Here is a 22,581-nt window from a genome sequence, read left to right on the forward strand (position 1 = left end):
CGGCGGCGGTGCTCCGACCGCCGGTGCGCAGCCGATTCGCGGATGCGCATGCCGCGCGCGCCACCCTACCGGGAGTGCGGATGACTGTCGGCAAGTAGGATCACCTCTCTGCGGAGGAGACCCCCTTCGCGCCCGGGACTTGAGGGCGCCGGTTGCGACGTCCCGTCTGTTTTCGAGGGATTGATGCTCCGGTGAGCCAGATCGTCGTCAAACGTCCGCCCCGGTCGCTGCCGCCCGAAGTGCCTTCGGACGAACTGCGGCTGGAGGCGCCGCCGGAACTTCCCCGGGGGCAGCAGGAGGGCGTGCTGATGCAGCTCCTCCCGATGCTCGGGATGGGCTCGTCCGCCGTCTTCTTCTTCATGCCGGGTGCCGCGCCGTTCATGCGCATCATGGGCGTGCTGATGATGGTGTCGACGGTGGGCATGCTGGTGGCCCAGTTGATGCGGCACCGTCGCGGCACCCAGGGTCAAATGGCCGACATCCGGCGGGATTACCTCAAGTACCTCGCTCAAACCCGCCGCCAGGTACGGAGGACCGCGCGCGTCCAGCGTGACGCGCAGCTCTATCTGCACCCGGCTCCGGAGCAGTTGTGGTCGGTGGTGGCCGAGGGTTCGCGGCTGTGGGAGCGGCGGGTCGGCGACCCGGACTTCGGGCAGGCCCGGCTGGGGCTGGGCGCACAGCGCCTGGCGACGCCGCTGGTGGCTCCGGACACGGCGCCGGTCGACGAGCTGGAACCGCTGGCGGCGGGCGCCATGCAGCGGTTCCTGCGGGTGCACTCCTCGCTGGACGGGCTGCCGATGGCGGTGTCGTTGCGGGCGTTCTACCACGTGACGGTCTCCGGGGAGCCCGAGTCGGCGCGGGGCACCGCGCGGGCGCTGGTGGCCCAACTGACGACGCTGCACTCCCCCGAGGACCTGATGGTGGCCGTGGTGGCCGCGCCGGGCGCGGTGGCGGAGTGGGACTGGGTGAAGTGGCTGCCGCACACCCAGGTTCCGGGTCAGATCGACGGGGCCGGTACGAAGCGGCTGTTCGGCGACGACCTCGCCGAGCTGGAGGGGATGCTGGGCTCCCGGCTGGAGGGGCGGCCCCGGTTCAGCCGGGAGGGCTCCCCCGTACTGGACCAGCCGCACGTGGTCCTCGTCCTGGACTCGGGTTCCCGCGGGGGTCTGGTGCCGCCGGACTCGGTGTTCGCGGCGGCCGAAGGGCTGCAGGGGGTCACCGTCGTCGAGGTGGTGGCCGGCGAGCTGGACGAGGCGCGCGGCGGGCTGTCGGTCGTGGTGCGGCCGGGCCGGCTGCGGTTGGAGTCGGGTGCGGGCGTCGCCTACGAGGGCCTGCCGGACACCCTGTCGCTGCCCGCGGCCGAAGCGCTGGCCCGGCAGCTCGCGCCGCTGCGGACGGGCGGCGGGGACGATGACGAGCCGCTGCTGGCCAATCTGGACTTCACCGACCTGCTGAACCTGGGTGACGCGGCCGCCGTGGACGTGGCCCGGACCTGGCGGCCGCGCTCCGCCGGCGAGCGGCTGCGCGTGCCGATCGGGGTCGGCGAGGACGGCTCCCCGGTGATGCTGGACCTGAAGGAGGCCGCGCAGGAGGGCATGGGCCCGCACGGGCTGTGCGTGGGCGCGACCGGTTCGGGCAAGTCGGAGCTGCTGCGCACGCTGGTGCTGGGGCTGGCCGTCACGCACACCTCGGAGACGCTGAACTTCGTACTCGCCGACTTCAAGGGCGGCGCGACCTTCACCGGGATGGGGCAGATGCCGCACGTCGCGGCGGTCATCACCAACCTGGCGGACGACCTCACGCTCGTGGACCGCATGGGCGACTCGATCCGCGGCGAGCTGCAGCGCCGCCAGGAGCTGCTGCGCTCCGCGGGCAACTACGCGAACATCCACGACTACGAGAAGGCCCGCGCGGCCGGTGCTCCGCTGGAGCCGCTGGCCTCGCTGGTGCTGGTCATCGACGAGTTCTCCGAGCTGCTGACGGCGAAGCCGGACTTCATCGACATGTTCATCCAGATCGGCCGCATCGGCCGGTCGCTGGGCGTGCACCTGCTGCTGGCCTCGCAGCGGCTGGAGGAGGGCAAGCTGCGCGGGCTGGACACGTACCTGTCGTACCGGATCGGTCTGCGGACCTTCTCGGCGGCGGAGTCGCGGACCGCGATCGGCGTGCCGGACGCGTACCACCTGCCGTCGGTGCCCGGTTCGGGCTACCTGAAGTTCGGTACGGACGAGATGACGCGCTTCAAGGCGGCGTACGTCTCGGGCACCTACCGCTCGGGCGGGCCGGACCTGTCGGTCGGGCTGTTCCCGGTGGAGCGGCGGCCCGTGCTGTTCACGGCGGCGCCGGTACCGGTGGTGTACGCGGCTCCGGACCCGGCGTACCTGTCGGCGCGGGCGGCGGAGGCCGAGCCGGCCGGGCAGGGCGACGACGCGCTGGCGGACACGGTGCTGGACGTGATCGTGGGACGGCTGGAGGGGCAGGGGGTGCCGGCGCACCAGGTGTGGCTGCCGCCGCTGGACCAGGCTCCGCCGCTGGACCAGTTGCTGCCGGCGCTGGCGCCCTCGGCGGAGCGCGGGCTGCACGCGGAGGGGTACACGCGGCCGGGCGGGCTGGTCGTGCCGCTCGGGCTCATCGACAAGCCGTTCGAACAGCGGCGCGAGGTGCTGTACCGGGACTTCTCGGGTGCCGCGGGCCACATGATGGTGGTCGGCGGTCCGCAGTCGGGCAAGTCCACGCTGATGCGGACGCTGATCTCCTCGTTCGCGCTGACGCACACCCCGCGCGAGGTGCAGTTCTACGGGCTGGACTTCGGCGGCGGCGGCCTGTCCTCGCTCGCCGAACTGCCGCACGTGGGCGGGATCGCGTCCCGGCTGGACCCGGAGCGGGTGCGGCGCACGGTCGCGGAGGTGGCCGGAGTGCTGCGCCGGCGCGAGGAGTTCTTCCGCGCGAACGGCATCGACTCGATCGGCACCTACCGGCGCCGGCGGGCCGCGGGCGAGCTGCCCGGGGAGGCCTGGGGCGACGTGTTCCTGGTCGTCGACGGCTGGGGCGGCTTCCGGGGCGAGTACGAGGCCCTGGAGCAGGTCGTCACGGACATCGCGTCCCGCGGACTGGGATACGGCATCCACGTGGTGATCACGGTCGCCCGGTACATGGAGGTCCGGGCCGCGCTGAAGGACCAGATCCTCAGCCGGCTGGAGCTGCGCCTCGGCGACGTCATGGACTCCGAGTTCGACCGCAAGGTCGCGGCGAACGTCCCGACGGGGATGCCGGGCCGCGGCCAGGTCGCGGAGAAGCTGCACTTCCTTGGCGCACTGCCGCGGATCGACGGCTCGCACGCGGCGGACGACCTGTCGGAGGCCACCACCGCCTTCGTGGACGCCGTCAAGCAGAACTGGGCGGGCCAGGCGGCCCCCGGCGTACGGCTGCTGCCGCGGCTGCTCCACGCGGACCAGCTCCCGAAGGGCCAGGAGTACCCGGAGCGCGGGATCGCGATCGGCATCGACGAGACCGAGCTGGAGCCGGTGTTCGTCGACTTCGAGACCGACCCCTTCCTCCTCGTGTTCGGCGAGAGCGAGTCGGGCAAGACGAACCTGCTGCGGCTCATCGCGCAGCGGATCTCGGAGCGCTGCGGCCCGGACCGGGCGCGGCTGGTGGTCGGCGACTACCGGCGCGGCCTGCTCGGCGCGCTGCCGGAGGAGCACCTGCTGGAGTACGCGCCGATGGCGAGCTCCCTGCAGATGCACATGGAGGCGCTGGCCGGGGTGTTCGCCCGCCGGCAGCCGCCGCAGGACGTCACTCCGCAGCAGTTGCGCGACCGCAGCTGGTGGACGGGCCCGGACGTGTTCATCATCATCGACGACTTCGACCTGGTGGCCACGAGCCAGGGCAATCCGCTGGCGCAGCTGGTGGAGTTCCTGCCGTTCGCCCGGGACACGGGCGTGCGCTTCGTCATCGCGCGCAGTTCGGCGGGGGCCTCGCGCTCGCTGTACGAGCCGTTCATGCAGCGGATCAAGGAGCTGGGCGCGCAGGGCGTCGTACTGTCCGGAGATCCGTCCGAGGGGGATCTGGTGGGCAACGCGCGGCCGCGTCCCATGCCGCCGGGCCGGGCCTCCTTCGTCTCGCGCAAGCGGGGGACCTCGCTGATCCAGATCGGGCGGATGCCCGGGATGTAGGGCGGGGCGCCGGCCGGCGCGCGCGGGCGCAGGGTCGCGGAGGACCGCGGAGGGTTGCGGAGGGTTGTGGAAAGCCTCCCGCGCGCGGCGGGTCACCGTCGATAATCGGCAGGGATCGCACCACCGAAGGAGAGGCCGCGCATGGGCACTCAGCAGGAGAAGGACGAGCTGTACGGGCTCGACATCAGCGGCGTCGAGTGGGAGGGCCCGCCCGGCACCTCTCCCGACGAGGAGCGGGTCGAGATCGCCCGGCTGCCCGAGGGAGCGGTGGCGATGCGGTCCTCGCTGGACCGGGACACGGTGCTGCGCTACACCGCGGCCGAGTGGGAGGCGTTCGTACTCGGGGCCCGGGACGGGGAGTTCGATCTCGACCGGGGTCCGCGCTAGGACCCGTACGGCCTCGTACGGCCTCGTGGGACGGAGGAAGGGGCGCGCCCTGTGCGGACGCGCCCCTTCCTCGTGTTTCGCCGTCTTCGGCGGTGCTTCGCAGTACCGCGGGCCTAGTGGGCCTCGGTGAACAGGCGCGAGGCCTTCACGTCGGTGGCGCGGTAGTCGTTCTTGCCGCGCTCGATGAGGTCCGCGACGAGGCGCAGCTGGGCGCGCATGTGGTCGGCCTTGCCGTTGTACTTGCGCTGCAGCTCGACGTACTGGGCGTGCGCCTCGCCGTCCCAGGTGTCGGTGACGACCGTCAGGGCCGCACCCATCTCGTCGAGGTCCTTCTTGATGTTGTCCGAGACGATGCGGATGCGGTCCGCCATCACCTGGACGCTCTCGTACTGGACCTTGGTGTGCCCGTTGTTCGCGGTCATGCTCTTCTCCTTCGCACGGGGCTGGGCAGGTGGGTGGGAAGCGGAAGCGGGTCAGATCCCGTTCAGGGCTGAGGTGTTGCCCCCGCCGCTGCCGGCCTTGACCGCCTGGAACGCGGAGACCACGTCGTCGTCCTGCGCGTTGCTCAGGTTCTTGGTCTGCCCGACCGCGTTGTGCAGGACCCCGAGCAGCCGGCGGATCTCGTCGTGGTCCTCGTTGACGACCGTCTGCGCGGAGGTGAACCCCGACGCACCCACACCGGTCCAGCCGGCGCTGACGGTGGCGAGGATGTCCGCCAGCTCCCGGGACTGCCGCGTGACGCTGTCGGCGGTCTCCGAAATCTTGTTCAGTGCCTGCTTTACCGGGTCATCAGCGAGTCCGAAATTGTTGGTCATCCGAAGCTCCTCATCTCTCAATTCGCCAGACAGAACCGGCGGATCGCGCGGCGGAGCGGTACTACGAGAAGGCGGTTTCAAGCCACGCGCCCCCGGATCCCCCTCCGCTTCACGCACAATCCCCGATCACAGTCGTGAAGCCTCCGAACACTGTAGTCAGTTGATCGGCCCGACCCAACACAGCCCATGGGGTTCTGTTGATGAACCGTGACCGTTCACAGCAAACGGCGCCTTCGGTTCCGGGCATCCCGGACCACCGTGGCGGTCCCCGCGATCACGGCGATGAGCACGCCGCCGATCCCCAGCGCGTACGTGCCGAGCCGCTCGTCGCGTTCACGCGCCGTCTCGCTCGTGTGCATCACGGCCGGCTCCGGTGCCGCCGCGCGGGGCGGCCCGGGGTCCGCCACGGGGGCCTTGGGGGGCTCGGCTCCCACGGCGGACTGGGTGAGCGCGCGGACCGGGTCGACCACGCCCCAGCCCACGAAGTCGTCGTGGCCGTTGACCGAGCGCTCGGCGGTGTTCTGGAGCTGCCAGATCACTTCCTGCGCGGTCCACTGCGGGTGCTTGGCTCGGAGCAGGGCCGCGACCCCGGCGACGTAGGGGGCGGAGAAGCTGGTGCCGTTGTCCACGCACTGGCCGAAGCCGGGGACGGTGGAGACCATGTCGACGCCGGGGGCCGCGATCCCGATGAAGGAACCGGGCTGGGAGAAGGCGGCGCGCTCGTTGTTGCGGTCCGAGGAGCCCACGGCGAGGACGCCGGGGAAGGCCGCCGGGTAGGTGGCGCGCTTCTTCCCGGTCAGGCCGTCGTTGCCCGCCGAGGCGATGACGACCACGTTGGCCTCGACGGCCTTCTTGACGGCCTGGCCGAGCTTGGAGTCCTGGGTCATCGGCACCTCGGTGTCCTGCGAGATGTTGATGATCTGGGCGCCCTTGGACACCGCGTGCGTGATGGCCTCGCTCAGGGTCTCGGCGTTGCCGTTGCCCTGCCCGTCGTTCTGCCGGATGGGGATGATCGTGGCCTCGGGGGCGAGCCCGACGAAGCCGGTACCGAGCTTCGGGCGGGCCGCGATGAGCCCGGCGACCTTGGTGCCGTGCCCGACGGTGTCCCCGGTTCCGTCGCCCTTGGCATCGACGAAGTCACGGCCGGCCCCGATGTCGAGGGCGTCGCTGAGCTGCGGGTTGACCCGGTCGACTCCGCTGTCGATGACGGCCACGCGGACGCTCTTCCCGTCCTGGGAGCGGCCCCTGGTGTCCGCCCAGAGCTCGTCGAGCAGCAGCCGCTGGAGCGCCCAGGGCCGGTCCTCGATCTGCTTCTTCATCGGGAAGGTGCACTCGCCGGCGCCCGCGAGGCGCAGGGGCGCTTTCGGGTACGAGGCCTCGCGCCCGCCCTCGTACGCGTTCCCGGTCCCGGTCCCGGTCCCGGTCCCGTACGAGGGCTGCGGCGCGGCGCCCAGCGTGAGGGCGGCGGCCGCCAGCAGGGCGGCGAGGGCGGGCTTCGAAGTGCTCCGCATCACGAACCCTGCGGCTGGCGGGCGGAGTTGCTGTCGAGGCGGGGGCCCTTGGAGAGGAACTCCGACCATGCGATGGGCACCGTCACCGGGACCACCTTCTCGTATCCGAGCCGGGCCTGGGCCTGGCTCGGCGCGGGGCGGCCGTCGGAGGTGACCGGCCCGCCCTGGCCGGGGCTCGCGCTCGGCCCGGGTGAGGGCTGGGCCGCGTCGCTGTCGCCGTTCGCCTGGACGGCGTACCGCAGGCCGGTGTCGGTGACCAGGAAGAGCGCGCCGCCCGCGGTGGTCTGGCGGCCCTGCGCCTGGGTGTAGAGCAGGCCCGTGCCCGGAGTGACGTAGGCGCTCGTACCGCTGGCGGTGATGTCGACGGGGAATCCGGTGCCGGCCCAGGTGCTCAGCGTCTGGGCGCCCTGCGCGTCGACCGAGCGCAGCACGCTGCAGACGGTGTCGCGGTCGCCCTCGGCGCCAGCGGCGGGGGCGCCGGGCGCACGGACCACGTTGATCCGCTCGGTCTTCTTCTGCGGCCACTTCATGTTGGCCTTGAAGAACGTGCGGTCCGGGTTGATGGCCTGGAGGTCCACCTCGTGGGGCTTGCCGTGCATGTCGAGCCGGTCGGTCTCGGGCGAGGAGATCAACAGCCAGGCGGTGAAGTCGGAAACGGGGACGACCTTGCCGGGCAGCACCAGGTAGTGCTGCGCGCCGGCGCCGGTCACGGCCTTCAGCACCATGCCGACCTTGTCGTCCGTGCTGGCCAGGCCCTTGACCCCGGCGGGCGTCCCGGCCTTCGCACCCGGAATTTCGGGGAAGGCCAGCTCGTCGCCGGAGCCGAGGGTGGCCAGCCACTCCTCGGAGACCGGCTGCGGGACGGCGCTGCCGCCGACGAGGGCGTTGGTCATCGTGCGCGCGTCCGCGGTGCCCTCGGGGAACTTGTACTTCGTGCCCGCCGCGTCGACGAGGTAGCGGGCCTTGCCCGGGCCGGTGCTCTGGACGTACAGGGCCTGGGACTCGGAGAGCCGGCGTCCGTCGTCCATCAGGTGCGCCTCGCGGTCGGCCAGGACGAAGGTGGCCGTCTGCACGCCCTTGCCGTTGCCGCCGGGCTGCTGGCAGACGGCCCAGCGCTTGGCCTTCCCCGCGTCCGCCGGGGCGGGCAGCCGGTCGGGGGCGTACGGGATGCCGATGATGGGACCGCGCGGGAGCTTGCCCGCGTCCAGCACCTTGTCCGCGACCTGGACGACCTTGGCCTTGGAGGGGTCGAGGAGCAGCCGGGCGGAGGCGAGGTTCAGCACCGGGTGCAGCCGGGTCTGGTCCTTGCCGTTGACCTTGGTGGTCAGGACGACGTAACGGGTCGTCGAGTCCTTGCCGACGATGACGTGGTCGCCGGGGGTGTCCCATCCCTTGGGGGCCGTCGGCTTGAACATCCCCCAGGCTCCGAAGGCCGCGAGGACGAGCGCCGCGGTGATCACACCGGGCAGGACGGCGCGCAGCGGTCGCGGAGCACCCTCCTCGGATCCGCTCGCGGAAGGCTGAAGGAACGCGGCCACCGTGCGTCGCTTCGCAAAGGTGTACGCGTTGAGCTCGTCACGTCGTGAGGCCATGGCCGCCTGATTCTCCCCGCACGGCCCGGTCGGTGGGTACGGTCTCCGGGCCTCTATTGTCCGACCGGCCACCTACTATGCCTCTTGACGGAGGGTGGATGGGGGCCGGGTAGGCTGAGGCAGCCGCTCCACGCCTTCCGGGCCGGGGGAAACAGGGGTGTTGGGGCGGATTGGTGAGATTCCGGGGGCGAGCGGCCGGCTGTCGCGCGTGCTGCCGGGGCTCAGGAGTACGAACCCCGAAAAGGTGAGGTGCGCGAGTGATGGCCACTGCCGTGAGGCCGCGGACCGGGGCGCCCGCACCCGCGCGCGCCGGAGTGACCCCGCATCCCAAGTCCGGTCCCGGCCGTTTCGGGCCGTTCCGATTGCAACAGCTGGTGCTCCTCCAGGTCGCCGCGGCGGCCCTGTTGGCGGCCTGGGTGGTGGAGCCGCTGCTGCTGGCGCCGGCCGGTGTGCTCGCCCTGGTCCTCGTCCTGCTCGCGGTCGTACGCAGGCACCGGCGCTCGCTGCCCGAGTGGATCGGCGGCGCGCTGGCGCTGCGCGCACGCCGCCGCCGGGCCGCCGCCACGGCGGTGCGGGCCGGTACGGAGCCGGGGCTGGCCCCGCTCGTCGAGGCCGATCCGGCGTTGCGGACGCTCACGTTCAGCGAGCGGGACCGGGAGCGCGACCGTGACCGACGGCCCGTCGGGATGGTCGGCGACGGCACGTTCCTGACGGCGGTGGTCCAGGTCGACACGGACGCCACCGCGCTGCGGCCCGACCGGGGGGCGCGGCCGCTGCCGCTGGCCCTCGTACGGGACGTCCTCGAAGTGGACGGCATCCGGCTGGAGTCCGCACAGCTCGTGCAGCACACCCAGCCGGCGCCGGCGCCGCACCTGCCGGCCCAGTCGATGGCCGCGCGCAACTACGCCCCGCTCCAGGCCCTGACCGGGAGCCCCGCGGTGCGCCTGACGTGGATCGCGCTCAAGCTGGATCCGGAGCTGTGCCCCGACGCGGTCACCGCGCGCGGGGGCGGGCTGCCGGGTGCGCAGCGGTGTCTGGTGCGGGTCGCGGACCAGTTGGCGAGCAGGCTCGCGGGGGCCGGGTTCCGCGCGACGGTGCTCACGGAGCAGGAACTGACGGGCGCGCTGGCGACTTCCTCGTGCGCGAACCCGATGGCGATCACCCAGGCGGGGCGGTCGGCGGCCACGGGACGGCGTACCGAGGAGACCTCGCGGACCTGGCGCTGCGACGACCGGCGGCACACCACGTACTGGATCAGCCGCTGGCCCCAGTTGGGCGGGAGCGGGGCCGGACTGCCGCAGTTCGTGGCGCTGTTGACCTCGCTGCCGGCGCTGGCGACGAACTTCAGCCTGACGATGACCCCGGCCGCGCGGCACGAGGTCACGCTGACCGGGCACGTACGGGTCACCGGGCGCAGCGACGAGGAACTGATCGCCGCACGGCGCGGACTGGAACAGACCGCTCGGGGAGTCAAGGCCGGGCTGGTGCGGCTGGACCGGGAGCAGGTGCCGGGGCTGCTGGCGTCGCTCCCGTTGGGAGGAGCGCGATGAGGGGCTCTCGATCGGGATCGGGCACGGGTACGGGTACGGGTACGGGTACGGGTACGGGTACGGGTACGGGTACGGGTACGGGTACGGGTACGGGTACGGGTACGGGAACTAGCTCTCGTTCGGGTTCGGTGCGGGGTGGCTTCGGGCTGGTCGGCCCGCGGCGGGAGCGGCACGTGGTCCAGGCGGCCGACCTGGACGAGCTCGCGCTGCCGGTCGGGGACGACGGGGTCGTCATCGGCGTGGACTCCGCGGGCCGCCCGGCGGTCCTCGGCATCAACCGGCCGACACCGTACGAGGTCACGCTGATCGGCGGCCTGTGGACGGCGCAGGTCCTGGCCCTGCGGGCGGCTGCCACGGGCGCGCGGGTGACGGTGGAGACCGGGCGCGGCCAGGTGTGGTCCGGCCTGGCGCAGGCGGCGGGCGGGGGTCAGCAGTGCGTGACCCTGCACGACGTGGGCCGGGTGCCGCCGCAGGGCGCGTCGGCGGGCAGTCCGGTCCTGGTGATCCGCGACTGCGGCATGCGTCCGCCGCGGGGGCGCGTGGCGGCGGGACCCTGGCAGTCGGTCCTGACGCTGCTCCCGTACCTGAGCCCGGCGGCCCCCCGACTGGTGCGCAACGCCTCCCTGGTCGGCATCCAGCGGGTCTCCCCGGACGAGGCGGAGCAGCTCGGCCGCCTGATGCGGCTGCCCGCGGCGGCGGTGGAGTCGCTGCCGACGCTGGGCGACGGGGTCACGCTGTGGTGCACGGAGCGGGACCGGCAGTTCGTGATGACGCAGCCGACGGACGGGGAGACGGGCTTGCTGGGTCCGGCGCGGCGCATCGACTGAACCGGGGCGGGGCCTTGCCGCAGCGGGACGGGGCGGAGCGGGGCCGGGGCTGCGGCGCCCGGGGCGGCGCGTGGTCGCCGGCGGGCCCAGCGCAGGATGCCAGGGCGCTCGGCTGCGGAGTGCGGGGTGGCGCGAGGTTCGTTTCACGGTGACGGGGCCAGTGGTGCGGGGGTGCGGCCGCCCGTGGAGCCGGGAGTACCGGTTGGCGGTCGGCGGAGCCCGGGCGGTGCCGGGTTGGCGGTCGGTGGAGCCCGGGAGGTCGGGGTGCTCGCCCGCGGAGCCGGGGAGCACCGGGTTGGCGTTGGTGGAGCCCTGCGGTCCCGGGGTGCTCGTCTGCGGAGCCCGGGAGGTCGGGGTGCTCGCCCGCGGAGCCGGGGAGCACCGGGTTGGCGTTGGTGGAGCCCTGCGGTCCCGGGATGCTCGTCTGCGGAGCCCGGGAGGTCGGGGTGCTCGCCCGCGTAGCCCAGGAGTGCCGGGATGGCGGTCGGCGGAGCCCGGCGGTCTCTGCGTTCGCCCGCGGAGCCGGGGAGTACCGGGTTGGCGTTGGTGGAGCCCTGCGGTCCCGGGGTGCTCGTCTGCGGAGCCCGGGAGGTCGGGGTGCTCGCCCGCGGAGCCCGGGAGTACCGCGAGGTTCAGCCTCACGGGGGACTCGGGGTCGCGGGGTGTGCACTCGGGAGGTACCGGTTCGGGGATGGCGGCTCGGGGCTGCCGGTTGGGCGCCTGCACAGGTGCGGGGCCGCCGGGCAGACCGCAAGCAGGTGGGCCTGCGGGCCGCAGCAGGCGGTCCAGATCGCCGGTGGCCCTGATGAGGGACCGGAACCGGGCTTCCGACGGGCCGGGAGCGGGCAGGCCACTGCTGGCATGACCGAGAAGCGGCAGTACGGCAGTGCGGGAAGCCGCCAGGCTTGCAGCCCAGCGGTCGGGGAAGCGGCGGTTCAGGAACCTGTGGGCGGAACGAGCGTGCTGGTAAAGGCAGTTCGGAAGCATGCAACCCCTGAACGGCCACGCGGAATCCGTCGGACCAGAGGGTGAGCCGGGAACCGGCAGAACGTGCTCAGACCTGCGGAGAACCGGCAGGCCCGGAATGGGCAGACGAGGATCAGCAGGCCGAACTGAGCAAGCCGAGAACTGGTTGACCGGGAATCGCGGCACGAGCCCCGCCCAGAGGCGGCAGACGGGAGCCTCCGCACGGGACGCCTAGAACCAGCGGACGGAACCGAACGACCCGGGAACCGGCGGGCCGGGCCGGTACGGGCAGGCCCCTGACGGGCGGACCGGGACAGGCAGGCGGACCGGCAGACCGGCGGACCGACGGACTGGGCAGGCAGGTGAGGACCGACGGGCCGGAAGGTGGGCCGGAAGAGCGGGCTGGGCCGGGAACCAGCGGAGCATGCACGGGCGTGCCAGTATCCGACGGGCCTGAACCGACATGCCTGGATGAGCAAGCCGGGAGCTGGCGGGCCCGGAGCCATGCAGCGCCGGATGGGCAGGCAGGGCACCAGCAGGCCGAACCGAGTTGGGCTTGGCCGACCGGCCAGGAGCAGGCAAACCAGGGACGCGCGAGGCCCGGAACCAGCAGCATGAGGACATGCGGGCAGGCAAGCAGGCGGGCCAGGAACCGGTGGACCCGGAGACTCGGAACACGCAGGCCAGAAACCCGGCCGGCCGAACCGCGCGAGCCGGGACGGCCCGGCCAGGAGCAGGCACCCCCGGGACGCAAGGCCGGGAACCGGCAGCGCCAGGACAGGTGAGGCCAACAAGGGCGTGCCGGGGCAGTACGGGCGGGTTGGGGATCCGCAGGGCGGGAACGGGTGGGGTGGGGATTGCGCGCGCATGCCGGGGCCGCCCAGGCGCGGTAGGGCACGGCGGGCAGGTCGGGAGCGGGGCCGCCGTGGTGATGTGGCGGGTCGGAGGGGCGGGGATTGGCCCGGGACACTGCCGTATGGGCAGGATGGAGGCGGCTCGTACCCCGTGGTCGGCCTCGGGGTCGGGCGGACGGGGGCGGATATCGGCTGCGGGACACGATTAGGCTGGGCGCCGGCGTGGCGCGGTGGGACGCCGGACCAGTGTTCGACAGATCAGGAGGACCAGTGAGCGGCGATCGGAACGAGAGGCGCGGCGGGACGTGGGACGTCCCGACGGACGATCAGTCCGACGCGGAGCCCGAACTGACGGGCGAGTTCACCATCGACTACACCCCGCCGGCCTGGTACACGCAGGGCGCGGCTCCGGCGGCCGCCGCGATCCCGGGGCTGCCCGAGGGGAGCGGCTTCGAGCCGCACCGGCCGCCGTCGGAACTGGAGAGCCCTCCGACGATGCGCATCGCCCCGCCGGCTCCGCGCACGGCCTCGGACGCACCGGCCTCGGCCATGCCGTACGCGGGCACCCCCGGCGCACCCACGGCGCTGACGGCCGGCTCCTCGGCCGCGCCGTACTCTCCGGCTACGGGCACCTCCGCCCCGCCGCACCCGTCGGCCCCGGGCACCGTCGTCCCGCCCTGCCCGTCGGCGCCGGGCGCCGCCCGGCCGTCGTACCCGTCCGCTCCGGACAGCACCGCCCTCCCCCACGCCCCGGCCCCCGGCGCCGGACTTCCGTCGAGCCCGTCGGCACCGGCCACCGGACTTCCGTCCAACCCCTCGGCACCGGACAACGCCCTCCCGCCCTACCCCTCCGCCCCGGACGCCGCCCTGGCGTCGTACCCGCCCTCGGCTCCGGACAGCACCGCCACCCCGCACCAGTCGGCACCCGCCACCGGACTTCCGTCCAACCCCTCGGCACCGGACACCGCCCTCCCGCCCTACCCCTCCGCCCCGGACGCCGCCCTGGCGTCGTACCCGCCGCCGGCTCCGGACAGCACCGCCACCCCGCACCAGTCGGCACCCGCCACCGGACTTCCGTCCAACCCCTCGGCACCGGACACCGCCGTCCTGCCGCATGCGCCGGCCCCGGCTACCGCGCAGCCGTCGTACGCGTCGGCTTCGGACAGCGCCGCCCCGCCGCAGACGCCCGGACCGGAGCGCGCCCAGCCGTCGAACCCGTCGGTGTCCGGTGCGGACTCCGGACTTCCGCCGTACACCCCGGCTCCGCCTCACGCGCCGGCCCCGGGCAGTGCCGCCGCGTCCGACGCCTCGGCGGCCGGTCGCGCCGACGGTGCCGCGCCGCCGTCTTCGGAGTCCGTGCCCGCCGACCCGGCGCACCCGTCGGATGCGCAGAGCTCCCCGGGCGAGCCCTACGCCCCGGCTTCGCCCGAGTCCGCTGCCGAGCGGGGCGGTTTGAGCGACCCGTACGCGTCCGCCCCGCCCGCCCAGCCGGACGCAGCGGCTCCGTACGCCGGCATCGTGCGTACGCCCACTCCCCCCGCGGGGACGGTCGTGCCGGCGCCGCGGGCGGCGGGCACCTTCGAGGGATCCGCCGGGTCCGACGCGGCTCCCGGTTCCGAACGTCCGCAGTGGTCCCCGGAGTTGTCCACACCTCCGGCCTCCCAGGGCGGCGGATACGACATCCAGCCGCCTTCGCGGCCCCAGCCCCGGACGCCGGACGCCGGATACGGATTCCCGCCCGCGCAGCAGCAACAGCAGCAGCACCCCCAGCAGGCGGACCCCGGCTACGGGTTCCCCCCGCCCGCCCAGCATCAGCAGCAGTACGCCGACCCCCACGGCGGCGGCCCGTGGCAGCAAGGCCCCCAGGGCCCCGGCCCCCAAGGCCCGCATGGCCCCCAGGGCCCCCACGCGCACGATCCCCGCTACGGCACCCCCCAGCCCTCCGGCGGCGCCCCCCTCGGCTACACCGCGGCCGTCGAGCTGTCCTCCGACCGCCTGCTCCGCGGCAAGCAGAAGGCGAAGAGCGGCAACAACGCCTCCGGTGGCGGCGGCCTGTTCCGCTTCGGCGGCAAGGCGGCCGAAGCGGAGCGGCGCCGCAAGCTGGAGCTGATCCGCACGCCGGTCATGTCCTGCTACCGGATCGCCGTCATCAGCCTCAAGGGTGGCGTCGGCAAGACCACGACCACCACCGCCCTCGGCGCCACGCTCGCCACCGAGCGCCAGGACAAGATCCTGGCCATCGACGCGAACCCCGACGCCGGCACCCTCGGCCGCCGCGTGCGCCGCGAGACCGGGGCCACGATCCGGGACCTGGTCCAGGCGATCCCGTACCTGAACTCGTACATGGACATCCGCCGGTTCACCTCCCAGGCGCCCTCGGGTCTGGAGATCATCGCCAACGACGTGGACCCGGCCGTCTCGACGGCCTTCAACGACGAGGACTACCGCCGCGTCATCGAGACGCTCGGCCGCCAGTACCCGATCATCCTCACCGACTCGGGCACCGGCCTCCTCTACTCCGCCATGCGCGGGGTCCTGGACCTGGCCGATCAGCTGATCATCATCTCGACCCCGTCGGTGGACGGCGCGAGCAGCGCCAGCACCACCCTCGACTGGCTCTCCGCGCACGGGTACGCCGACCTCGTCTCGCGCTCCCTCACGGTGATCTCCGGGGTCCGCGAGACCGCCAAGATGATCAAGGTCGAGGACATCGTGCGGCACTTCGAGACCCGCTGCCGCGGTGTCGTCGTGGTCCCCTTCGACGACCACCTCGCGGCCGGCGCCGAGGTCGACCTCGACATGCTCCGGCCCAAGACGCGCGAGGCCTACTTCAACCTCTCCGCCCTGGTCGCCGAGGACTTCATCCGCGCCCAGCAGCAAGCGCCCCAGAACCACTGGGGCCAGCCGCAGCCGCCCCAGCAGCCCTACCCGCAGCCGCAGCCACAAGCGCAGTCGCAGCAGCCGCAACAGCCGCAGCAGCAGCAGCCGCCCCCGTACGGGCAGCAGCCCTACCCCACCCCCGGCCGGCCCTGGCCCCAGCAGCCCGGTCAGCCCCAGCCCGGCGGGCCCCCGCGCGATCCGCGGCTGGGCTGACCGGCCGGCACGCGCACGAGGGCCCGTACCGCCCCCGGATTCCCCGGGACGGTACGGGCCCTCGCCCGTTGCTCACGTCCAACGGCCCGGTCGGCCGTGGGCCCTTGGGGCCGTCAGTGCTCCGCGTCGTACGCGTCCGTCAGCACCCGCGCGCGCTTCACGTCGTCCGCGATGGCCTCCAGCAGCCCGTCCAGCGACTCGAACTTCGCCATCCCGCGCACGTAGGCGAGGAAGTCGACGGCCACGTGCATGCCGTACAGGTCCAGTCCGATGCGGTCGATCGCGTACGCCTCCACGGTCCGCTCGGTGGCGTCGAACTGCACGTTCGTGCCGACCGAGATCGCCGCCGGCATCCGCTCGCCGTCCGCCGTCAGCCAGCCCGCGTACACCCCGTCGGCCGGGATCGCGGTGTGCGGCTGCGTCTCCACGTTCGCCGTCGGGTAGCCGAGCTCGCGCCCGCGCTGCGCACCGCGCACCACGACGCCCTCGACCCGGTGCGGGCGCCCCAGGATCTCGGCCGCCCCGTCCATGTCGCCCTGCGCCACGAGCTTGCGCGCGAGCGTGGAGGAGAACGGCACTCCGCCGCCCGCCTCGCCGCGCTCCACCAGGTCCACGACCTCGACCTCGTAGTCGTAGGTGGCGCCGAGCTGCCGCAGGAACTCGACGTTGCCGGCGGCCTTGTGGCCGAAGCGGAAGTTCGGCCCCTCGATGACCGCCAGCGCGTGCAGCTTGTCGACGAGCACCTTCACGATGAAGTCGGCCGGGGACAGCTGCGAGAACTCCGCCGTGAAGGGCAGGATCAGCAGCGCGTCCACACCCAGCCCGGCCATCAGCTCGGCGCGCCGGTCGTAGGGGGCCAGGATCGGCGGGTGGCTGCCGGGGCGCACGACCTCGCTCGGGTGCGGGCTGAAGGTGACGACGACGGAGGGGACCCCGAGCTCCCGGGCCTTGGCCACGGCCCGTCCGATGATCAGCTGATGACCCCGGTGGACGCCGTCGTAGGAGCCGATGGTGACGACGCCGCGTCCCCAGTCCTGGGGGATGTCCTCCAAGCCACGCCAGCGCTGCACTGTGACCGCTCCTCGCCCGAACCCTTTAGGCCCTGTCCTGGTTGCCGATTGCAGGTCTAAGACTGCCATGCCGGTGGCCGCCGCCCATCATCGGCGTCGTGCGGCGGGGACGCGCTGTGGGTCAGGGTCTCGACGGTCCGGCGCGCGCTCGGCCCGAGCAGCGCCGCCGCCTCCTGCGGCGCACGCTCCAGCCAGCGGGCCACGAGCGCCCCGAAGGCCGGCTCGGCGCGCGCCAGCTCGACCGTGCGCCGCTCGAAGACGGCCGGCCCGCCCGGTGCCCGCAGCAACTGCCGGCCGGTGCGCCGCAGGAGTTCCCGGGTACGGTCGGGCGCGCTGGCGGCCGCCCCCGCCGCCAGCGCGCCGAGGAAGGTGTCGAGCACCGACGGGTCGAGCTCCTCGCGGAGCAGTGCCTCGGCCAGCTCGCCGCGGAGGGTGTGCGAGGACTCGGTGCCCGGGGCGGCCAGTACGCCGGCCAGTGCGGCCCGGACCGGGGGCGGGCCGGAGCCCAGCAGGTCCCGTACGAGCGGACGGAGCACGGGGGCGGCCGCCAGCCCCTGTTCGAGCCGCCGGTCCACGAACTCGGCGGCGTGCGCGGCGTCCTGCGGATGCCCCGCGAGGTGGTCCCGTACGAGGTCGGCCGCGCGCCGCGCCAGGCCCGGCGTGGTCAGCGCGGCCAGCGCGCGCACGACCTCCCCGTCGGCCCGCTCCCGCAGGACGGCGAACACCGCGTCCGGGTCGGGCAGCACGGGGAGCGCGGCGACCAGCGCGGCGGCGGGCAGCCGCGGACCGCGCCCGGGGTCGCGGAAGCAGGCGAGTGCCTCGGGAAGGTAGCGGGCCCGTACCTGGGGGTCGCGGAGCAGCATCCCGAGGGCGCTGCCGTGCAGGGAGGAGTCCGCGGGGCGGGCGAGGAGGGCCTGCGCGGCGTAGCGCAGCAGCTCCCGGTCGGCGGGTGTCCGTACGTGCGGGGCGGTGAGCGGCCCGTACGCGGCGGCCGCGACCCGGCGGCCCGGCCGTTCGTCGTGGGCCCAGCGGTCCACGGCCCGGCTGAGGGCGGAGGGCTCGTCCTCGGCGAGTACGGCGAGCAGCTCGTCGGCGCGGGGGTGGGCGGCGGTGACGAGCGCCTCGGCGAGGTCGTCGACGGCGAGGCGGCGGTGGGTGTGCAGCAGCGCCTGCGCGGCGGTGGCTACGGTGGCGCCGGGCCGCCCGGTCAGCCGCCGCTCGTCGCGGAACCAGCAGCAGAGCAGCGGCTGCACGAGCCGCGGTGCGCGGACCAGCCGCCGGGCGGCGGCATCGAGGAGGCGGTGGTCGTGCGGCACCAGCCGCCGCAGCAGCTCGAACCGCTCGGCCTCGGCCACCCGCACCCGGGTCCAGAACCAGCCGCCGAACTCCCCCTCCTCGGAGTCCCCGCAGCCCTGGGCGGTCCGCGCGCCGCCCGTCTGGTCGGGGCTCCGCGGATCCCCGGCGGTTCGGGGTCCCGCCCACCCGGTGCCCCCTGCCGGGCCGGGATCGCCCAGGGCGCCCGCGTACGCCGCGGAGCCGGCCGGGGGCGGGGCCGCCGGGGCCGGGCACGGTCCGTCCGCCCGGGGCGGGGTCCGGGTGCCGCCCGCCGGGGCGGGCCCGGCCGGGTGTCCGGCCAGGTGTCCGGCCAGGGCCCGCAGGACCGGGAGGTACGGCGTGGCGTCGGGGGCGCCGAGCAGGGTCTCGCCGACCAGGCGGGCGGCCCACCACCGGGGTTCGGGGCCGGTGGCCTCGCCGAGCAGGGCCACGAGCCGTGCCAGCACCGCCGCCCGCTCCCCCGGCGGAAGCAGGCGCAGGGCCTCCAGCACGGGCCCGATGCGGTGGCGGGGCACGTCGCGGCCCAGGGTGTCCAGGGCGGCGGGGAGGTCCAGGTGGGCGGCCTGCACCCAGTCGGCGAACTCCTCGTGGGCGAAGCGGTAGCCCTCGCCGGCGGGCACCAGCAGCCCCTCGGCGAGCACCGCGGAGGCCCACCCCGACCGCCAGGGGAACAGTTCCTCGAAGGCGGCCCGGTCCACTTGTCCCCGGCCGGGTCCCAGACACCGCCGGGCGGCTTCGTGCACCCGCCCGGCCACCCGCGCGGCCAGCCGGACCGCCCCGGGGCCGTGCACCCCGGCCGGGTCCGGCCCGTCGGCGCCGCCCGGGTCCGCGGCCCCGCCGTGTCTACGGGGCTGCGGGAGCGCGGCGGACACCCGGACGGCCACGCGCAGGCACAGCAGGTCCAGGTGCGCGGCGAACACCTCGTCGCGCGACGGACTGCCCGCGGTGACCCCGGCCGCGCGGACCTCCGCGAGCAGCCGCAGCGTGAGCGGGTGCCGGGCGTCGGCTGCGGCGACGGCGCCGGCCGGGATCCCCAGCCGGGCGCGGGCCGAAGCCGCCTCCTCGGGGGTGAGATCGCCGATCGGGACCGCGGGCGGCAGCCGCCGGGCCGGCCGGGCCGGGGTGCGGAGCATCCCCGGCGGGTAGAGCCGCCCGGCCGCCTCCCAGTGCTCGGGACGGGCGGCCACGACGAGGCGGGCCCCGCTCGCGCCGAGCCAGGCGGCGGTGGCCGCGGTCCACGGCCCGGCCCGCTCCGCGAGCCGCGGCGGCATCTCCTCGGGCCCGTCCAGGACGACGAGCAGGGCCCGCCCGGCCGAAGCCACGAGTGCGGCCAGCTCCGATGCGGGGTCTGGTCCCGGAGCGGCGGCCGGCACCTCCAGGATCCGGCCCGCCTCCGTCAGCGCCCGGGCCACGGCGTCGGCCAGCGAGGTGTCCTCGGCCCGCAGGTCGGCGCCGCGCAGCCAGAGGGTCGGGGCCGGGCGCGGGCCGCGGGCACGGCGTACCGCCAGGGCGGCGAGTGCGGTGGTGCGGCCGGTTCCGGGGCGGCCGACCAGGGCGAGGACCGCGCGGTCCCCGGCGGTGAAGGCGTCGAGTTCGGCGGCGATCTCCGGACGGTCCACCGGTTCCGGTCCCCGGGCTGCGAGGGCCGCGCCCAGCGTGGTCCCGGTGAGCTGCAGGGCTCCCGCGAGGTTCAGGTCGGCGCCGTAGCCCGGCACGGTGGCGGCGTTGCGTTCCAGCAGCGCGGCGAGGGGCCCGTCCGGATCGGCGGCGGCCGCGGCCACGAGGGGCACGGCGAGGCCCCCGGATCGGTGCTCCGCCCGCAGAGCGGTGCCCAGCACCGCGAGCACCGCTCCGGTTCCGGCGTCCAGCACCGGTCCCCCGCAGACCTCGCCGCCGAGCCGCAGCGCGTCGCGCCCGTCGGTCCCGATGGCGAGTTCCAGCGCGGCCGGGAGCAGGTGGAAGCGGTCCGTCGCCGTGCGGGTGGCCTCGGCAGCGCCGAGCACCCGCGCCTGGCGCCAGCCCCGCGCGGACAGCCGTACGTACGTCCCGGGAGCGATCACCCCCCGCGGCGCGACCGGCAGCGGCCGGACCCCGAGCCCGTCACTGCGTACGAGCGCCAGCCCCAGCTCCGGCAGGGCGGTCACGTCCGAGGCCCCAGCCGTCCAGGTCCGCTCCCCCGGCGCCGGCCCGTGCAGGACCAGCCGGGCCATTCCGTCCACCGCCCCGTGGCTGGTGAGCACCGTCCCGCGGTCGTCCGCGACGAACCCGCTCCCGCGCGGCCGCCCGGCGAGATCGCAGATCCTGATCAGTTCCGCCGTCACCGCACCACTCCCCGCCGCGCGTGCCCCGTAGGCACGACGGTAGGCAGGTGAAGATCAGCAAGAACAGCACGCGTGGCGAAAGCGCCCCCTTACGCTCCCTCCATTCACTCCGAGCGCCTGCTCGGACGGGTGAATAAGAGGGTCCGGGTGGATAGAGACCTACCCGAGGGGGGTCGTGGAGCGGTGAGCAGCAGTCCATGTGCGCTCACCGCTCCACGTCAATCGAAGGCCGGCCGTCCGCCCCGGCCGGATCAGACGCATCGGCCGCAGCAGACGGACCAACCCGATCAGACGAAGACGGCCAGCGACTTCGCCTTGCCGCCCTTGCTCTCCACGAGCCCGAGCAGCTGCCCGTCCGGCCCGTAGACCGCGACCGTCTTGCCGGGCTCGTACTCCTCCGGCATGTCGATCCGCACGCCGTTCGCCAGCAGCGACGCCCGCCGGGCGTCGAGCTGCCAGCGCGGGAACGCGGCGGCCGCCGCGTCGCCGATCGGCATGACGGTCAGCTCCTCCTGGAGCTGGTCGAGCGTGCGCGCCCGGTCGATCTTGTACGGGCCCACCCGCGTGCGCCGAAGCGCCGTGAGGTGCCCGCCGACGCCGAGGTCGGCGCCGAGGTCCCGCGCGAGCGCGCGGATGTACGTACCGCTGGAGCAGACCACGGAGACGACGAGGTCGACGACCTTGGTGCCGTCCTCGGCCTCCGCCTCCCGCATGTCGTACACCTGGAACGAGGAGACGGTCACCGGGCGGGCCGGGATCTCGAAGTCCTCGCCGTCGCGGGCGCGCTTGTAGGAGCGCACGCCCTTGATCTTGATGGCGCTGACCTTCGACGGGACCTGCATGATCGCGCCGGACAGCTTGGCGATGCCCGCGTCCACGCCCTCCCGGGTGACGCCGGTGGCGTCGGTGGACGAGGTGATCTCGCCCTCGGCGTCGTCCGTCAGGGTGTTCTGGCCCAGCCGGATGGTGCCGAGGTACTCCTTCTCCGTGAGCGCGAGGTGGCCGAGGAGCTTGGTGGCCTTCTCGACGCCCAGGACCAGCACGCCCGTCGCCATCGGGTCGAGCGTGCCGGCGTGGCCGACGCGGCGGGTCTTGGCGATCCCGCGCATCTTGGCGACCACGTCGTGCGAAGTGAAACCGGACGGCTTGTCGACGATGACCAGGCCGTCCGGAGTCTTCCCTGCGTTGGTGCTCATTACGCGGATGCGTCCCCGTCTTCGTCAGAGCCGTCGGCGTCGTCCTCGTCGGGCTTCTTGTACGGGTCGGCGTCGCCGGCGTACTGGGCGCCGGAGGACACCTCCCGCACCTGGGCGTCGGAGGTACGCGCCTTCTCCAGGAGGTCCTCGATGCCCTTGGCGGTCTCCGGGAGGGCGTCCGCCACGAAGGTCAGGGTCGGCGTGAACTTGGTCTGCGCCGCCCGGCCGACCGCGGAGCGCAGTACGCCCTTCGCGCTCTCCAGGCCCGCTGCCGCGTTGGCCCTGGCCTCGTCGTCCCCGTAGACCGTGTAGAAGACCGTGGCCTCCCGCAGGTCGCCGGTGACCCTGCTGTCCGTGATGGTCACGTGCGTACCGAGGCGGGGGTCCTTGACGCCACGCTGCAGCTTCTCGGCCACCACCTCCCGGATGAGGTCCGCCAGCTTCTTCGCCCGCGCATTGTCGGCCACTGGTCCGTCTCCTTCTCAAGTCTTGCGTTCAGTCTTCATCACCGTGGAGCCGGCGTCGTACCGACAGCAGCTCCACTTCCGGACGTGCCGCGACCAGCCGCTCGCAGCGGTCCAGTACGTCCGAGAGGAACCCCGTGTCCCCACTCACCAGAGCGACCCCTATACGGGCCCTGCGGTGCAGGTCCTGGTCGCCCACTTCGGCCGCGCTCACTGAGAACTTGCGCTGGAGCTCGGCCACGATGGGCCGGACGACGGAGCGTTTCTCCTTCAGCGAGTGAACGTCGCCGAGGAGCAGATCGAAGGACAGAGTCCCCACGTACATGCAGTTCCGGATATCCCGCCGGTGCGGGTTCGGTGGCCTGCCGGCCGTCGCGCGGCAGGGTCATCAGAACCGTACACGCAACGGCCGGGGCCGATCGACG

Annotated in this window: 14 protein-coding genes; 5 read left to right on the forward strand and 9 right to left on the reverse strand. The window is 74.1% G+C overall.

Annotated elements, in window-relative coordinates; all coding sequences use genetic code 11:
- Positions 1-191: 191 nt before the first annotated feature.
- Together eccCa and AC6CKD_RS27420 are read left to right on the forward strand one after the other, a co-directional pair.
- The gene (gene eccCa / locus AC6CKD_RS27415; RefSeq protein ID WP_498330809.1) at positions 192-4,175 is read left to right on the forward strand and encodes a type VII secretion protein EccCa; all 3,984 of its coding nucleotides are present in this window, start codon (positions 192-194) and stop codon (positions 4,173-4,175) included.
- Positions 4,176-4,316: 141 nt separating this feature from the next.
- The gene (locus AC6CKD_RS27420; RefSeq protein WP_243337515.1) at positions 4,317-4,562 is read left to right on the forward strand and encodes a DUF397 domain-containing protein; all 246 of its coding nucleotides are present in this window, start codon (positions 4,317-4,319) and stop codon (positions 4,560-4,562) included.
- A 113-nt stretch (positions 4,563-4,675) separates the two neighbouring features.
- Here the strand turns inward: AC6CKD_RS27420 and AC6CKD_RS27425 are convergent, their stop codons facing one another.
- The 4 genes from AC6CKD_RS27425 to eccB all read right to left on the reverse strand — a co-directional run bounded on the left by AC6CKD_RS27425 (position 4,676) and on the right by eccB (position 8,480).
- Positions 4,676-4,984: a WXG100 family type VII secretion target gene (locus AC6CKD_RS27425; protein ID WP_498330811.1), complete on the reverse strand. Its 309-nt coding sequence runs from the start codon at positions 4,982-4,984 to the stop codon at positions 4,676-4,678.
- A 51-nt stretch (positions 4,985-5,035) separates the two neighbouring features.
- Positions 5,036-5,377: a WXG100 family type VII secretion target gene (locus tag AC6CKD_RS27430; RefSeq protein WP_498330813.1), complete on the reverse strand. Its 342-nt coding sequence runs from the start codon at positions 5,375-5,377 to the stop codon at positions 5,036-5,038.
- 215 nt (positions 5,378-5,592) lie between these two features.
- Positions 5,593-6,888, reverse strand: coding sequence for a type VII secretion-associated serine protease mycosin (mycP, locus tag AC6CKD_RS27435; protein WP_498330815.1), 1,296 nt, complete (start codon positions 6,886-6,888; stop codon positions 5,593-5,595).
- Positions 6,888-8,480, reverse strand: a complete 1,593-nt coding sequence (gene eccB, locus AC6CKD_RS27440; protein ID WP_498330817.1) for a type VII secretion protein EccB — start codon at positions 8,478-8,480, stop codon at positions 6,888-6,890. Before eccB ends, mycP begins: the two co-directional genes overlap by 1 nt.
- Positions 8,481-8,740: 260 nt before the next feature.
- On the opposite strand from eccB, the gene eccE reads away from it, so the two are divergent.
- From eccE to AC6CKD_RS27455, 3 genes are all read left to right on the forward strand, one after another.
- A complete protein-coding gene (gene eccE / locus AC6CKD_RS27445) occupies positions 8,741-10,030 on the forward strand; it encodes a type VII secretion protein EccE (RefSeq protein ID WP_498330819.1) in 1,290 nt (429 codons plus the stop codon).
- Complete coding sequence (locus tag AC6CKD_RS27450) at positions 10,027-10,857, forward strand: hypothetical protein (RefSeq protein ID WP_498330821.1); 831 nt, start codon at positions 10,027-10,029, stop codon at positions 10,855-10,857. Before eccE ends, AC6CKD_RS27450 begins: the two co-directional genes overlap by 4 nt.
- A gap of 2,090 nt (positions 10,858-12,947) precedes the next feature.
- Entirely contained in the window at positions 12,948-15,770 is a 2,823-nt protein-coding gene (locus AC6CKD_RS27455; RefSeq protein WP_498330822.1) for an SCO5717 family growth-regulating ATPase, read from the forward strand.
- 113 nt (positions 15,771-15,883) lie between these two features.
- On the opposite strand, the gene AC6CKD_RS27460 is transcribed toward AC6CKD_RS27455, so the two are convergent.
- The 5 genes from AC6CKD_RS27460 to AC6CKD_RS27480 all read right to left on the reverse strand — a co-directional run bounded on the left by AC6CKD_RS27460 (position 15,884) and on the right by AC6CKD_RS27480 (position 22,481).
- Complete coding sequence (locus tag AC6CKD_RS27460) at positions 15,884-16,840, reverse strand: bifunctional riboflavin kinase/FAD synthetase (protein ID WP_498330824.1); 957 nt, start codon at positions 16,838-16,840, stop codon at positions 15,884-15,886.
- Between the two features lie 56 nt (positions 16,841-16,896).
- Complete coding sequence (locus AC6CKD_RS27465; protein ID WP_498330826.1) at positions 16,897-20,496, reverse strand: serine protease; 3,600 nt, start codon at positions 20,494-20,496, stop codon at positions 16,897-16,899.
- Between the two features lie 287 nt (positions 20,497-20,783).
- A complete protein-coding gene (gene truB / locus AC6CKD_RS27470; protein WP_498330828.1) occupies positions 20,784-21,692 on the reverse strand; it encodes a tRNA pseudouridine(55) synthase TruB in 909 nt (302 codons plus the stop codon).
- Positions 21,692-22,159 carry a 30S ribosome-binding factor RbfA gene (gene rbfA / locus AC6CKD_RS27475; protein WP_498330830.1) on the reverse strand — a complete coding sequence of 156 codons (468 nt, stop codon included), beginning with the start codon at positions 22,157-22,159 and terminating at the stop codon, positions 21,692-21,694. The genes truB and rbfA overlap by 1 nt, the downstream gene beginning before the upstream one ends.
- Before the next feature lie 28 nt (positions 22,160-22,187).
- Positions 22,188-22,481 (reverse strand): DUF503 domain-containing protein, encoded by a 294-nt coding sequence (locus tag AC6CKD_RS27480; protein ID WP_030161467.1) that lies wholly within the window; start codon positions 22,479-22,481, stop codon positions 22,188-22,190.
- Positions 22,482-22,581 lie beyond the last annotated feature (100 nt).

The sequence above is a fragment of the Streptomyces sp. GQ60 genome (genome assembly GCF_059758875.1).

Coding starts and splice junctions, on each gene's coding strand:
- eccB (WP_498330817.1), bottom strand. CDS start 8,480: ATGGCCTCACGACGTGACGAGCTCAACGCGTACACCTTTGCGAAGCGA.
- AC6CKD_RS27425 (WP_498330811.1), bottom strand. CDS start 4,984: ATGACCGCGAACAACGGGCACACCAAGGTCCAGTACGAGAGCGTCCAG.
- eccE (WP_498330819.1), top strand. CDS start 8,741: ATGGCCACTGCCGTGAGGCCGCGGACCGGGGCGCCCGCACCCGCGCGC.
- AC6CKD_RS27480 (WP_030161467.1), bottom strand. CDS start 22,481: ATGTACGTGGGGACTCTGTCCTTCGATCTGCTCCTCGGCGACGTTCAC.
- mycP (WP_498330815.1), bottom strand. CDS start 6,888: ATGCGGAGCACTTCGAAGCCCGCCCTCGCCGCCCTGCTGGCGGCCGCC.
- AC6CKD_RS27450 (WP_498330821.1), top strand. CDS start 10,027: ATGAGGGGCTCTCGATCGGGATCGGGCACGGGTACGGGTACGGGTACG.
- truB (WP_498330828.1), bottom strand. CDS start 21,692: ATGAGCACCAACGCAGGGAAGACTCCGGACGGCCTGGTCATCGTCGAC.
- AC6CKD_RS27420 (WP_243337515.1), top strand. CDS start 4,317: ATGGGCACTCAGCAGGAGAAGGACGAGCTGTACGGGCTCGACATCAGC.
- AC6CKD_RS27430 (WP_498330813.1), bottom strand. CDS start 5,377: ATGACCAACAATTTCGGACTCGCTGATGACCCGGTAAAGCAGGCACTG.